The sequence below is a fragment of the Mesorhizobium sp. P2_A12 genome (assembly GCF_056405075.1).
Window position 1 is genome coordinate 286,633 of record NZ_JBFUCU010000002.1, and the last position, 13,012, is coordinate 299,644.

The following is a 13,012-nucleotide window of genomic DNA, read 5'->3' on the forward strand; positions in this document are numbered from 1 at the left end:
CATCGCGGTAGGTCCGAATTATTTCGGGCGCACCAGGGCGGCACAAGCAGGATCCAAACGGACGACGGAACACAAATCCTTTCGGGACATTGAGCAAGCAGCGCAGCTCGCGCGTTCACCTCAAGGATTTCCTGCATGGCCAAGCAAACATCCAAATCGGCTGGGACGGCCGCGACCGTTCATGATCAGAAACTGCGTCGCGGCGCGGGCGGAGAACTGCACCAGCTAGCATCCGGCGCGACACCGGTGTTGACAACCGCCCAGGGCGGGCCGGTTTCCGACGACCAGAACTCGCTCAAGATCGGCCCACGTGGACCGACCGTGCTCGAAGACTTTCACTTCCGCGAAAAGATCTTCCATTTCGATCACGAGCGGATCCCCGAACGCGTCGTCCATGCCCGTGGCTATGGTGCGCACGGCTATTTCGAAACCTATAAATCGCTGGCGAAATACACGCGTGCCGACATCTTCCAGCGCGCTGGCGAGAAGACGCCGGCTTTCGTCCGCTTCTCCACGGTTGCCGGCAACAAGGGCTCTGCCGACCTTGCCCGGGATGTGCGTGGCTTCGCCGTCAAGCTGTATACGCAGGAGGGCAACTGGGACATCGTCGGCAACAACATGCCGGTGTTCTTCATCCAGGATGCGATCAAATTTCCCGACTTGATCCACGCCGCCAAGGCTGAGCCCAACAGCGACTTCCCGCAGGCGCAGACAGCGCATGACAATTTCTGGGACTTCATCTCGCTCACCCCGGAAAGCATGCACATGATCATGTGGGCGATGTCCGACAGGGCGATCCCGCGTTCCCTGCGCTTCATGGAAGGTTTTGGTGTTCACACGTTCCGGCTGCTCAACGCCAACGATGAATCGACCTTCGTCAAGTTCCTCTGGAAGCCGAAGCTCGGTCTCCAGTCCGTCGCCTGGAATGAAGCGGTCAAGATCAACGGCGCGGATCCCGACTTCCATCGCCGCGACCTGTGGGACGCCATCCACGCCGGCAACTTCCCCGAATGGGAACTGCAACTGCAGCTGTTCGATCAGGCATTCGCGGACAGGTTCGACTTCGACATCCTCGATCCCACCAAGCTCATCCCCGAGGAGGTGCTGCCGCCGACCGCGGTTGGCCGCCTTGTGCTCGATCGCATGCCCGACAATTTCTTTGCCGAGACCGAGCAGGTCGCGTTCATGACGCAGAACGTGCCGCCCGGCGTCGACTTTTCGAACGATCCGCTGCTGCAGGGCCGAAATTTCTCCTACCTCGACACGCAGATCAAACGGCTGGGCAGCACCAACTTCACCCACCTGCCGATCAACGCACCCAAATGTCCCTTCCATCACTTTCAACAGGATGGACACATGGCGATGCGCAACCCGGTCGGGCGTGCCAACTACCAGCCGAATTCATGGGACGAAGGACCACGTGAATCGCCCGCTAGGGGTGCCCGGTCCTTTGACGAAGTCGAAGGCCCAAAGGCCCGGTTGCGGTCGGAAACCTTTGCCGATCACTACAGCCAGGCACGCCAGTTCTACATCAGTCAGCAGCCCGTCGAGCAGACGCACATCGCCTCGGCGCTCACGTTTGAGCTGAGCAAAGTGCAAACCCCGATCATTCGCGAGCGCATCGTTTCCCACCTTCTGAACATCGACGATGGGCTGGCCGCCAAGGTGGCGGAAGCGCTCGGTCTGAAGGCTATGCCGAAGCCTGCCAATGCGGCAGTGGCAACGCGCCGGGATCTCGGTGCGTTGGATTCGCTCAGCATCCTCAAGAACGGCCCAGGCCGTTTTGAAGGCCGCAAGCTCGGCATCCTGGTGACCGACGGAACAGACGCCGGCCTGCTGAAGGCAATGAAGCAGGCGTTGACCAAGGCTGGCGCAACCTTCGAGATCATCGCGCCGAAGGTCGGCGGGGCCAAGGCCAGCGACGGAAGTTGGATCGACGCACACCAGATGATATCAGGCGCGCCATCGGTTCTCTACGACGCCATCGCGCTGTTGCCTGCAAAACCTGCGATGGGCGACCTGATGAAGGAATCGACCGCCCGCGACTTCGTCGCCGATGCCTTTGCGCATTGCAAGTTCATCGGCTTCGTCGAAGCGGCAGCTCCGCTGTTGTCTAAGGCCGGAATTGTCGAAGATGAGGCGGTTATCTCGCTTGGATCGGCCAAGGATATTTCGGGCTTTGTTGCAAGGCTTGGAGAGTTGCGCTGGTGGGCGCGCGAGCCGAAGGTGAAGTTGGATTAGATTCCGCTAGCGACATCGGGCCATCTCAGGAGAACGACGAGATAAACGCCTTCGCCTCCCTCACCAGCCGTGTCCCACGGGCATTGCCAAACGCCTTGGCATGTGGCCCTTCGTCATGCATCCTGTTGTTGGGGCGGCGCTGGAATGTCAAGTTCAGTTGGTGGCGCCGCGCTGACTCGGTCGGGGCCGGCAATGCCCGACGAGTCCGCGACTGGGTGCGGTCCAGTGGCGGGGCTCTTTCCGAGTGCACCCAATAAGGAGCGGAACAAGAGCTGCTATTTATCGAGGACATTCGCCTCGTCCGAAGGTTGATCGGCCGGGTGCCGCTTAGTTGCACCGGGTCGCTTGATGAAAAAATTGTTGGAAAAGCCAAGTGCAGGGCATGGTCTGAGGATCCTTGTCCAACATTCGTTTCAAAACCATCTGTGCAGCATGATCTCGAAAGCCTCCCATAGGCCAACGCATTACCGAACGGCTTCCACATTACCGGCCGGAGCTGATCTCGCCTGACGATGAAGCATTTCTCGTTTCAGCGCTCCAGCAGTTGGCGTTCGAACCGTTCGATTTCCACGGCCACCTCGCCAATCGCAATGTCGTCAGCTTCGGAGCGCGATATGACTATCAGCGGCGCCAGGTGGTCGAGGCGCCGCCCATACCGGAATTTCTTCTGCCGCTTCGGCAGAAGGTCGCTGCGTTTGCGTGCGTCCCTGAACAGAACTTGGCTCAGGTGCTGATCAACGAATATCGCCCGGGCGCCGGCATTGGGTGGCATCGCGACAAACCGCACTATGAGTTGATTGCCGGCGTGTCGCTTCTGGCACAGTGTGATTTCAGGCTGCGTCGCAAGAACGGCGACAGATGGGATCGTCAGACCATCACGGTTGAACCGCGGTCAGCCTATCTCATGTCAGGCCCGGCGCGCAGCGAATGGGAACACAGCATTCCGCCTTTGGCCAAGCATCGCTATTCAATCACGCTGCGAACATTGCGGCTGTAGGCCAAAATCAAATGCGTGGGCGGCGCGTTCGGACCGGCAAGCACTGCAGAGGGGATACGGCGAGCCGAAATATCAATCCGCAGTCTTGCCCAATGTGTCGGCGACGACCGCACCGCGCTTGCCCATGGGCAGGGCAGGGCCCGTGGTCGAGTCGACGGCCGTCTGATGTTCCATCTCCGCGTTGATGGCGGCGCCGGCAATAAGGATGATGACTGAAATCCAAGTCCACATCATCAAGCCGACCACCGCGCCAAGCGATCCGTACGTGGCGTTGTAGTTGGCGAAATGCTGCAGATAGAACGAGAAGAGCCACGATGCCCCGATCCAGACAGTGGTCGCGATCAAGGCTCCCCAACTCAGCCATCGCCACTTGGCATGCTCCCGACTCGGCCCGAAGCGATAGAGCAGGGAAATGCCGGTCAGCGTGGTGCAAACCAGGATCGGCCATCGGGACGCCGCAACAAGCGTTTCGGTCCAGGCATCAAGGTAGAAATAGCGCAACAATGCCGGAACGACGCCCACGGTCAGCAACAGCACGATGCCAATCAGCAAGGCTCCGACCGTAAACAGGATCGACATCAGGTTGAGGGTGATGAAGCTGCGTTTCTCGCGCTCTTCATAAGCAATGTTCATGGCGTCGAAGAGCGCCTTCATGCCGCTGTTGGCGCTCCATAGCGCGATGCCAAGGCCGATGAAGAAGCCGGTTCCGAGAGCACCCGGTTTCTGCTTGGCCAGAGCCTGCAATTGGTCGCGAATAAGATCGAGCCCGCCCGACGGCAGCAAACCGCCCAGATAGGCGACATGATCCGCGACCGTGACAGGATCCGCGACGAAACCATAGATCGAAATGAAGGCCGCCAGCGCCGGAAACAGAGCGAGCAATAGATAGAAGGTCGCGCCTGCCGCGACCAGCAGGACCCGGTCCTTGTTGAATTCTTCCCACAGCCGCCAGAAGATATCCTTCCAGCCCAGCGCCGGGATCTGTGATGGCCAGGCAGCATCGCGTCCACGGCCTCTAGGCTCCGACCGCAGGGTGGCTTTGCTGCCTTCTGTGGTTGATGCAGCACGACTGGCCGCTTCCCCATCGATGAGTGAGGGCTTCGTTCCGGTCGGCTGCTGTTTCCCTTCCGCCCTCGAAGCCACTGTGCGCGCCTTAATCAATCCCGCGTTCCACAGATGTCGTTGGGCGCCGCCAGCGCGGCAAAGTACCTCTCGCCTGATCTGGCTTTGCTTTGCCGTCCAGCGCCGCCTGCACCGCTATCCCTCGGCCTTGAAATTCTTTGCCCTTTCGACGGCCTTCTTTTGTCGCCGTTGTGCACGCGCAAAAAATCCTTCGCCTGGGATTTGATCTGGTCCACAACAGACTTGCAGGTCGGTTCCCTTTGCTTTCAGATCGGCGCAGCTACGTCCCTTTCTGCGCGCTCTATTAGCCGACAAGCTATCCCCTAAGGACGGCCCGTCGCTGCCGTGAATGGAGCGACGGGCGTTATGATCAGTCGCGCTTCCGCGGGGCGGAGAATTCGAACCTACCACCCCTGCCGGCCATACCAGTCATCGATATCGCGACGGGCTCGATCCTTCTCGATGCCGTAACGCTCCTGGATCTTGCCTTCGAGCTGATCGCGTTTACCGGCGATTCGATCAAGATCATCGTCAGTGAGTTTGCCCCATTGTTCCTTGATCTTACCCTTAACCTGCTTCCAGTTTCCTTCGACGCGGTTCCAGTCCATGACACAGGGTCTCCTTCGTTTCACACAAGGCCAAACGTCGTCCGAAGAGGGAGGTTCCACGATGTGCTCGCTGCTCGGACTTTCTCAAAACGCTGTGTAGATGGCCGGAGCCTGTTGGGCTGGGCAGGCGGCAGGAACCATCCACCTCGCGGGCCGTTGGGTCACAGGAAGGGACATCCGACTGATGGTTGACGAGCAAGGAAGGCCACCGGCTGCGACGGACGGCATGGCTCGTCGTCTGGCTAGCGAGACCGGCATCACCGAAGCACAGGCCCGTGAGCTGATCGACTTCCTCGGGCTCAATTGGGCATCGCTCTTGCGGGAAGCGCGGATGCTGAAAAACAGGAAGCCTTAGACCGCAACTTTCTGACTGGGATCATGTGGAGCCTGTCGGCAGCCAAGACAAACGGCCGAGCTTTGGGCCGTGTGTGTGATCCCGCTGACGGGATCACACGGCTCGATAGTATCAATATCCGTCGGGACACCGTGCGATGTAGACACGCCCATTGCGATCTCTGTAGCGGCACTGACCGGCTTCACTGGCATGCCCGATCACCGCGCCCGCGATGGCTCCAGCGGCACCGCCAACGATCGCGCCTTTAACGGGATCACCGGCTACGGCGGCACCAATTGCCGCTCCGCCCAGGCCACCGACTGCAGCGCCCTGTTCGGTGCGCGAGCATGCTGCTAGCGGAATGATAAGGCTCAATATGAGCAATGTCTTTTTCATGAGTTGTCCTCCAGCGGCCCGACATTGAGCCCGGTGATAAATGCGCGATTTGTTTTTTCGATCCGTCGATTTGCTAAATTAGCTTTTGATTGCGCGAGCCCTCTTCAGCGAGGGGGGCCATGTACTGGCTCAAGCAGGGGCTGCTTGGCGCATCTGTCCGGCGAGGAAAACCTTCGCATCTGGAAAAGGCGGCATGGGCATTGGAACATTAGACAGTTCCAAGTGTTCACTCGATGCGAGGGTTACCACCAAATCCTCAAAGACCGGGCAAGAGAGCTTGGTCTGCCAAATCATTTGGAGGAGATCGAACCGTGCACAGCATTATCTATCTCGTCGGGCTTGTCGTCGTCGTGCTTGCAGTCCTGAGCTTTTTCGGCCTCAGGAGGTAGTGCAAAGCCGACATGACCCAGACTGTTGAACCGCCAATATTGCCAGAGGGTAACGCAGATCGGGAGATCAATTGCGAAGTCGCACTGGAGACCGCATTTGCTGCTTTGGTAACTGCCTCAGAGGCGCAGGGCTGGACACCCCTGGAAACGGCCACGACTCTGTTGAAGATTGCCACGCAACATGGCCAGCAGGTCCAGGCTCTCGTTACTGCAATCAAGAGCGAGCCGGAATGAGTCAATGGGTTTGGCAACGCGGTAGTGGATCAGTTTGAACTCTGAAGCGCTGACTATTTCTGGCAATAGCGGCTTCGACTCTTCGTGCCGAGGGCAGCAGCCAGGTTGCCTACGCGGAGTACACAATGATCGAACTAGACCAGAGCCCACAGCGCGGTCGGCGCGTCAGAGTCAAAGCTCGACTTTGGCGACGTTGTCTTTGTATTCGTCTTTGGGATCGAACCCGAGCAACATCTTGATCCCTTCCATTACGCTCGATCCATCCAGCCAAATCTCTGCCTCCCGCGGATCGAACCGTAGCAACGCTAGCCTCGGATCATCTTTCCCGCCCTCAAACCATGCGGCCACAAAGCGATTCCAAAGCCGATCGATCGTTGCACGGTCGTTGTCGAGCCAAAGATTCCCCTGCACTGTGGCGAACAGATCGTGGCCTTTGGACGTGAAGGTCGCGGTCGCTTTGCTGCCATCCGTCAGACCCTGAACGAGTTCGGTGTCTTTCGCCGTAAAGAACCAGACTGGACCATTTCCGTCAGTCTCCATTTGTGCAGTCATCGGACGAGGAATGACCTTGGAGTTATCGAGTCCGATCATCATCGTCATATCGGACTTCAAGGATGCCCAGAACTTGGATTTCAGTTCGGCGGGGGTTGGCATAGGCGTTTCCTTTCGAATTGGCGAAAGGGGACAAACGACTGTTGGGCATGTCGGTTCCGACGGGGCCGGCGATTGGTGAAAAACGTTCCTTGCTGGAAGTCGTAAAACTGTTCGGTCTCGCGTGAGATTCTTACCAGGGAGATGGAATGATGCCATCTCGCTTTTCGGGTCGACGTCCCTTCGTCCGAATGCCGCTCGGGAGGGTGCGGGCAGGGTGCCTGCTTTGCGCGGCCATCCTGGCGACTAGCGTGCCTATCATAGCCGCAAGGCGACCTTCCTTCCTTCGTGGAATGCGTAAGGCGCCTGGCGCGGAGCGGCGGCATCGCCGACCTCCGTGAAAGGTTGCGATGTGCCTTTCAACTCTTTCGCCAGCCAATCCACCGCCACGTTGGTGGTTGCGAGAACCAGGCAATCGCCCGGAACGAAGCTTTCTTCACGGGTGTTGTGGTCGACGACGGTCACGCCGTCCCCGTGCCATTCCAGAACGCTGACGTCCACCACCCATTTGACGCCAAGCTGGCGCAAAGTCCGTCGCAGCGGGAAATCGGCAGCCGTCCGCTGCAGTTCCTTGCCGACCAGCGGGTCGGGCGTGAGAATGGTCACTTGATGGCCATCCTCGGCAAGTTTCCAGGCTGTGCCACCGCCGCGCCAGCCTCCGCCTTCGTCGAGCAAAAGCACGCGCTTGCCTGGTCGCGCATGGCGGGCCATCACGGCTTCGATCGAGAAGACATTTCCCTTTTCGATGCCGGGCAGGCTCGGCATTGCCGGGAGCGCCTTCTGAAATCCGGTTTCGGGAGACACCGATCCTGTGGCCAGGATGACGGTATCGGCTTGGAATGAGGGGATTTCCGATGCCTCGACATAGGTGTTCAGTCTCACGTCGACGTTCAGCTTGTTGAGCTGGCGCTCATACCACCCAAGAAGGTCGAGGATTTGCCCCCGGCGCGGCTGCAGCCCGGCGAGCAGAAAGTTCCCGCCCAGTCTGCTGGAGGCTTCGGCCAGCACGACGTCGTGACCCCGTTCGGCGGCAACGCGTGCCGTCTCGAGGCCAGCCGGCCCGCCGCCGACGACAAGCACCCGTTTTTTGATGGTGGCGGCCGTGAACCGGTCACCACCCCATTCAAACTCGCGTCCTGCCGAGGGATTGATAAGGCAGCTGATCCAGTAGTCGCGTGAACGGCGGCCCCAGCACATCTGGTTGCAGGATATGCAGCCGCGCACATCGTCCGGCCGGTCTGCCGCGGCCTTGCGGGCCAGATGCGGGTCGGCGATCTGGCCCCGCACGATCGAGACCAGATCCGCAGCCCTCTCGCCGAGCACGGTTTCGGCGTTTTCAGGCGTCCTGATATGGCTCTCGGCCACCACGAGGGCCGTCTTGACCACACCCTTGAGGGTCGCCGCAAGATCGGCGCCAAGCTTCTCCGGGTAGAGAAAGGTCGGCATTATCTTGTAGAAATCGAGGTAGCTGCCGGTTCCGCAGGTCACGTAGTCGATCAGCCCCTCCTCATCATGCAACCGAATGATCTCCGCCAGCTCCTGGCGACTGAGCGCGACAGTGTAGTCTGGCTCATCGCTGACCGAGAGCCCAACTATAAAATCTCGGCCGCATGTTTCCCGGATGCGGGTCAGGATCTCGCGAGAGATCCGCGTGCGGTTTTCAAGCGAGCCTCCCCATTGGTCTTCGCGTTGGTTTGTCCAGGGCGTCCAGAATTGATCGATCAGCCCGACATAGGCAGCCCAGACTTCGACACCATCGAAACCGGCTTCCTTGCAGCGGCGCGCGGCTTGAACAAAGCCGTCGATGGTCTCCCAGATCTCATCCTGCGACATAGCGTGGGAACCGTCGCTGTCGTGGTAGCTCGGAAGGCCCGAGGGCGACCAATGTGCGTGAAATGAGTTGTCCGAATCGCCATGCGCACCGACGTGGTAGAGCTGCTGGATGGCGATCGCCCCGTTGTCCTTGATCGCCCGCGTGACCTGCTGGAAATGAGGAATGACGCTATCGTCGCCAGGCCGGAAATTGCCGCGTGTCAGCACTGCGGCCTGATGGACGGGCATGGGTTCGACAACAATCATGCCGGCCCCGCCGATCGCTCGTTCTGCATAGTAGGCAACGTGTCGTTCGGTCGGCACGCCATTTTCGGCCATGTTGGCGGTGTGTGCTCCGAACACGATCCGGTTCCGCAGGGTGCGACTGCCCAGCTTTACGGGCGAAAACAGATGCGGAAAGAGTTTTGACATTGTATCTCGCCTGCGGGTCGGAGGACGGCAATCCGCCTCGTGTGGCAATCAGGAGGCTTGTCCCATGCTCACGGATTTCTGAAGCGCTGCAGCAAGGCCGTCTGCCACGGCAGCTTCAAACCCAGCCGCGCGCATGGCCTCGATTGCTGCTGCGGTGGTGCCGCGGTAGTCGAGGAAGGTCTGGACGATGTCTTTGGGATTGTCTGCGCGAGCATCGAGGAGTTTTCCTGTTCCGATCAACACCGCACTGACGCTCCTTCGGGCAATGTCCGGGCTTATTCCTCGACCGACAGCATCGTCCATCATCGCTGCGGCCAGGAGAGCAGGAAAGGCCGGGCCGGATCCAGTGAGGCCCGTCAGATAGTCGATATCTGCTTCGCTTTTGACTTCATCGGCGGCGCCACAGGCCTCCAGAATCCGACGAGCGACATTGCGGTCATCCGCAGTAACACCCCGAGAGCCTATCCAGGGCGTATAGGAATTGCGCACCTCTGCCGCAGCATTCGGAAGCGTGCGCACGACGCGTTCGGTCTTGAGACGTCGAGCCAGTTGGTCGAGAGGCACTCCGGCCATGACCGACATGGCGAGCTTGCCATCCGCAGAGATGTCGATGGCAGGCCAGTCCTGGGGGCGGACCGATACGATGACGACATCGGATCGATCGGCCAGTTCCTGGTTGTCCCTGGTCCATGCAGCGTTTGGCAGAAAGCCGGGTTGCCCGCTTCTGTAAGAAAGCGTGAGGTGCTCAGTGGCGACTATCTGTGCATCGACGATGGCCTCGGCGATGGCGCGTCCAAGCCAGCCACCTCCACCGATTATTCCAATGCTCAAGGGTTTGCCCATCGTCGAAACTCTTCCTCAAGCCGCCGCATGGCCATGTCTGGCGAAGAACCGGTCCAGTTCGCGCTTCTGCGGGGCCTCGCCCGTAAAAATCTCGACATAACCGGGAATGCGCTTCATGCGGACCGCGAGATCTTCCTTGGTCTGCATTGAGATGTAGCCGATCTGCACGAGGTAGATGGTGCGCGCTCGAACGTCGGCTGAGCTTTCCTCGTAACCGAAGCGGACGAACATTTGGCTCATTGCGTCGAGACGCGTCTGGTCGGCTGTCTGTACCTCTGCCAGGATCTCGGGAGATTGAAGCGCCCAGCTTCTGACCGCGAATTCGAACTGGGCGTCGAACAAGGTCTTGTCGAGCCAGCAATCGAAAACGTTCAGCATCGCTTCGGCCACAGTCTCGGCATAGGCCTCAGCCTGCTTGACGAGGTTGCCGGTGTTCTTGTCCCGCCAGCGGGTCAAGAGGGCAGCCAGCAACTCCTCTCGATCCTTGAAGAACCAGTAGAAGCTGGTGCGGGACAGGCCCAACTTCTTGGCCAAGGGCGATATTCTCACCGTGTCGACACCGGATTCGAGAAGCAAGTCGTAGGCGGCTTCGAGCCACCCCTCCGGCGATCCGCGCCATCCGCTATCGTTCGAAATCTGCTCCATGGGCGACCAACCTAACAAAATGAAAAAGTGAAAACCAGAAAAATGTACACCTGCGTCGATTTTATAGACCCATAGGAACTCAAACTTGACATGTCTGTACATTTTCAAATAGCGTTTGCACCTGCCACGCCAGTCCGGAGTCCGTCAGATGTCGAACGATCCCCTTTTGCAGCCGTACAAACTCAAGCATTTGACCCTTCGCAACCGCATCATCGTGACATCCCACGAGCCGGCCTATCCGGAGGATGGCATGCCGAAGGAGCGCTATCTTGCCTACACGCTGGAGCGGGCGAAAGGCGGTGTGGCGATGACGATGACGGCCGGGTCGGCGGCGGTCTCGAAAGACAGCCCCCCGGTTTTCAACAACCTGCTCGCCTACAAGGACGAGATCGTACCGTGGATCAAGCAAATGACCGATGCGGTGCACGAAGAGGGCGCCGCCATCATGATCCAGCTGACCCATCTTGGACGGCGTACCCGTTGGGACAAAGGCGATTGGCTGCCCGTTGTGGCTCCGTCCCATCATCGTGAAGCCTCACACCGAGCGTTTCCCAAGAAAATTGAAGACTGGGATATCGAGCGCATCATCAAGGACTTCGCGGACGCCGCCGAGCGGATGAAGGCAGGCGGGATGGATGGCGTCGAGCTCGAGGCCTACGGTCATCTGCTCGAACAGTTCACGTCTCCTCTCACGAACGAACTTGTCGGTCCTTATGGCGGTTCGCTCGATAACCGCATGCGCTTCTGCATGGATGTCTTGAAGGCGATCCGGTCACGGGTGGGCGAGGACTTCATCCTGGGCGTGCGATACACCGCGGACGAATGCCTCCCCGGCGGCACTGGCAAGTCGGAGGGCCTTGAAATCTCCAAACGCCTCAAGGAAAGCGGACTTATCGACTACCTCAACGTGATCCGCGGCCACATCGACACCGACGCGGGCCTGACGGACGTCATTCCGATCCAGGGAATGGCGAACGCGCCGCACCTTGATTTTGCGGGCGAGATTCGTGCCGCGACCAACTTCCCGACCTTCCATGCGGCGAAAATTCCGGATGTGGCGACTGCGCGCCACGCGATTGCGTCGGGTAAGGTCGACATGATCGGCATGACGCGGGCCCACATGACCGATCCACATATCGTGCGGAAGATCATTGAAAAGCGCGAAGACGAAATCAGGCCTTGCGTCGGCGCCAACTATTGCCTTGACCGCATCTATCAGGGCGGGGCGGCATACTGCATTCACAACCCCGCCACTGGTCGCGAACTGACCATGCCGCACATTGTCGCCAAGGCCGAGACCCGCAAGAAGATTGTCGTCGTCGGTGCAGGTCCGGCTGGCCTCGAGGCGGCCCGCGTGGCGGGTGAGCGCGGACACGAGGTCGTGGTCTTCGAAGCCGCTAGCGGGCCGGGAGGGCAAATCCGCCTGACAGCACGGAGCCCACGCCGCAAGGAGATGATGAGCATCATCGATTGGCGCATGGCGCAGTGCGAAAAACACGGAGTGAGCATTCAGTTCAATAGCTGGGCGGAAGCCGAAACCATCGAGGCTGAAAACCCGGACGTCGTCATCATCGCCACGGGCGGGGTGGCGCACACCGACGTCCTTTCGAAGGGCAACGAGTTTGTGGTGTCTTCATGGGACATCATCTCCGGAGACGTGAAGCCGGGAACCAATGTTCTCATCTACGACGACGCGGGTGACCATGCGGCACTCCAGGCCGCGGAATTTCTTGCGGGCGCCGGAGCGAAGGTTGAAATCATGACGCCGGACCGGTCCTTCTCACCCGAGGTCATGGCAATGAACCTCGTGCCGTATATGAGGTCCCTGCAAAAACTCGATGTGCTCTTCACTGTCACCTATCGACTGGAGTCTGTCGAAAAGAATGGCAACCAGCTCATTGCCCATGTCGGCAGCGACTATGGCGGCGTGTCCAAACAGCGCGTCGTGGACCAGGTTGTCGTCAATCACGGCACCATTCCGCTCGACGACATCTATTTCGAACTGAAACCGAAATCGACCAACCACGGCGAGATTTCGCACGATGAACTCATCACCGGACAACCGCAGTCGGTGGTACGCAATGCGCAGGGCCAGTTCCAACTCTTCCGCATCGGCGACGCCGTTTCAGCTCGCAACACCCACGCAGCGATCTACGACGCACTTCGCTTGGCGAAAGATATCTGACCGGCGAGGCGGACAAACTCGTCCGCTCAATCACGACAAGGGTTGGCCCGGCATCACCCGGCCACCCCAGCGACGCCACAACTGTCGTCAACCGGCAGTTGGTACGGAATCGTACTATCGATT

The 13,012-nt window shown here is 59.5% G+C and carries 12 protein-coding genes; 5 read left to right on the forward strand and 7 right to left on the reverse strand.

Features of this window, described 5'->3' with window-relative positions; translation table 11 throughout:
• Window positions 1–135: 135 nt before the first annotated feature.
• Window positions 136–2,241, forward strand: a complete 2,106-nt coding sequence (gene katE / locus AC1DZU_RS06165; RefSeq protein ID WP_477282734.1) for a catalase — start codon at window positions 136–138, stop codon at window positions 2,239–2,241.
• Window positions 2,242–2,785: 544 nt separating this feature from the next.
• Window positions 2,786–3,238, forward strand: a complete 453-nt coding sequence (locus tag AC1DZU_RS06170; RefSeq protein WP_477282736.1) for an alpha-ketoglutarate-dependent dioxygenase AlkB — start codon at window positions 2,786–2,788, stop codon at window positions 3,236–3,238.
• 72 nt (window positions 3,239–3,310) lie between these two features.
• Here AC1DZU_RS06170 and AC1DZU_RS06175 read toward each other — a convergent pair whose 3' ends face one another.
• Together AC1DZU_RS06175 and AC1DZU_RS06180 are read right to left on the reverse strand one after the other, a co-directional pair.
• The gene (locus tag AC1DZU_RS06175) at window positions 3,311–4,399 is read right to left on the reverse strand and encodes a YihY/virulence factor BrkB family protein (protein ID WP_477282738.1); all 1,089 of its coding nucleotides are present in this window, start codon (window positions 4,397–4,399) and stop codon (window positions 3,311–3,313) included.
• Window positions 4,400–4,764: 365 nt separating this feature from the next.
• The gene (locus tag AC1DZU_RS06180) at window positions 4,765–4,968 is read right to left on the reverse strand and encodes a CsbD family protein (RefSeq protein WP_095091057.1); all 204 of its coding nucleotides are present in this window, start codon (window positions 4,966–4,968) and stop codon (window positions 4,765–4,767) included.
• Between the two features lie 184 nt (window positions 4,969–5,152).
• Between AC1DZU_RS06180 and AC1DZU_RS06185 the strand changes: the two genes are divergently transcribed.
• Window positions 5,153–5,323, forward strand: coding sequence for a hypothetical protein (locus AC1DZU_RS06185; RefSeq protein WP_477282740.1), 171 nt, complete (start codon window positions 5,153–5,155; stop codon window positions 5,321–5,323).
• 111 nt (window positions 5,324–5,434) lie between these two features.
• Here AC1DZU_RS06185 and AC1DZU_RS06190 read toward each other — a convergent pair whose 3' ends face one another.
• Window positions 5,435–5,698 carry a YMGG-like glycine zipper-containing protein gene (locus tag AC1DZU_RS06190; RefSeq protein WP_095091059.1) on the reverse strand — a complete coding sequence of 88 codons (264 nt, stop codon included), beginning with the start codon at window positions 5,696–5,698 and terminating at the stop codon, window positions 5,435–5,437.
• Window positions 5,699–6,099: 401 nt separating this feature from the next.
• Here AC1DZU_RS06190 and AC1DZU_RS06195 point away from each other — a divergent pair, with 401 nt between their 5' ends.
• A complete protein-coding gene (locus AC1DZU_RS06195) occupies window positions 6,100–6,321 on the forward strand; it encodes a hypothetical protein (protein ID WP_477282742.1) in 222 nt (73 codons plus the stop codon).
• A gap of 171 nt (window positions 6,322–6,492) precedes the next feature.
• On the opposite strand, the gene AC1DZU_RS06200 is transcribed toward AC1DZU_RS06195, so the two are convergent.
• The 4 genes from AC1DZU_RS06200 to AC1DZU_RS06215 all read right to left on the reverse strand — a co-directional run bounded on the left by AC1DZU_RS06200 (window position 6,493) and on the right by AC1DZU_RS06215 (window position 10,704).
• Window positions 6,493–6,975 carry a pyridoxamine 5'-phosphate oxidase family protein gene (locus tag AC1DZU_RS06200; protein WP_477282744.1) on the reverse strand — a complete coding sequence of 161 codons (483 nt, stop codon included), beginning with the start codon at window positions 6,973–6,975 and terminating at the stop codon, window positions 6,493–6,495.
• Window positions 6,976–7,230: 255 nt separating this feature from the next.
• The gene (locus AC1DZU_RS06205; RefSeq protein ID WP_477282746.1) at window positions 7,231–9,216 is read right to left on the reverse strand and encodes an oxidoreductase; all 1,986 of its coding nucleotides are present in this window, start codon (window positions 9,214–9,216) and stop codon (window positions 7,231–7,233) included.
• A gap of 48 nt (window positions 9,217–9,264) precedes the next feature.
• Complete coding sequence (locus AC1DZU_RS06210) at window positions 9,265–10,059, reverse strand: pyrroline-5-carboxylate reductase family protein (protein ID WP_477282748.1); 795 nt, start codon at window positions 10,057–10,059, stop codon at window positions 9,265–9,267.
• A 15-nt stretch (window positions 10,060–10,074) separates the two neighbouring features.
• The gene (locus tag AC1DZU_RS06215; protein ID WP_477282750.1) at window positions 10,075–10,704 is read right to left on the reverse strand and encodes a TetR/AcrR family transcriptional regulator; all 630 of its coding nucleotides are present in this window, start codon (window positions 10,702–10,704) and stop codon (window positions 10,075–10,077) included.
• A 148-nt stretch (window positions 10,705–10,852) separates the two neighbouring features.
• Here AC1DZU_RS06215 and AC1DZU_RS06220 point away from each other — a divergent pair, with 148 nt between their 5' ends.
• Complete coding sequence (locus tag AC1DZU_RS06220) at window positions 10,853–12,889, forward strand: oxidoreductase (RefSeq protein WP_477282752.1); 2,037 nt, start codon at window positions 10,853–10,855, stop codon at window positions 12,887–12,889.
• Window positions 12,890–13,012: the final 123 nt, after the last annotated feature.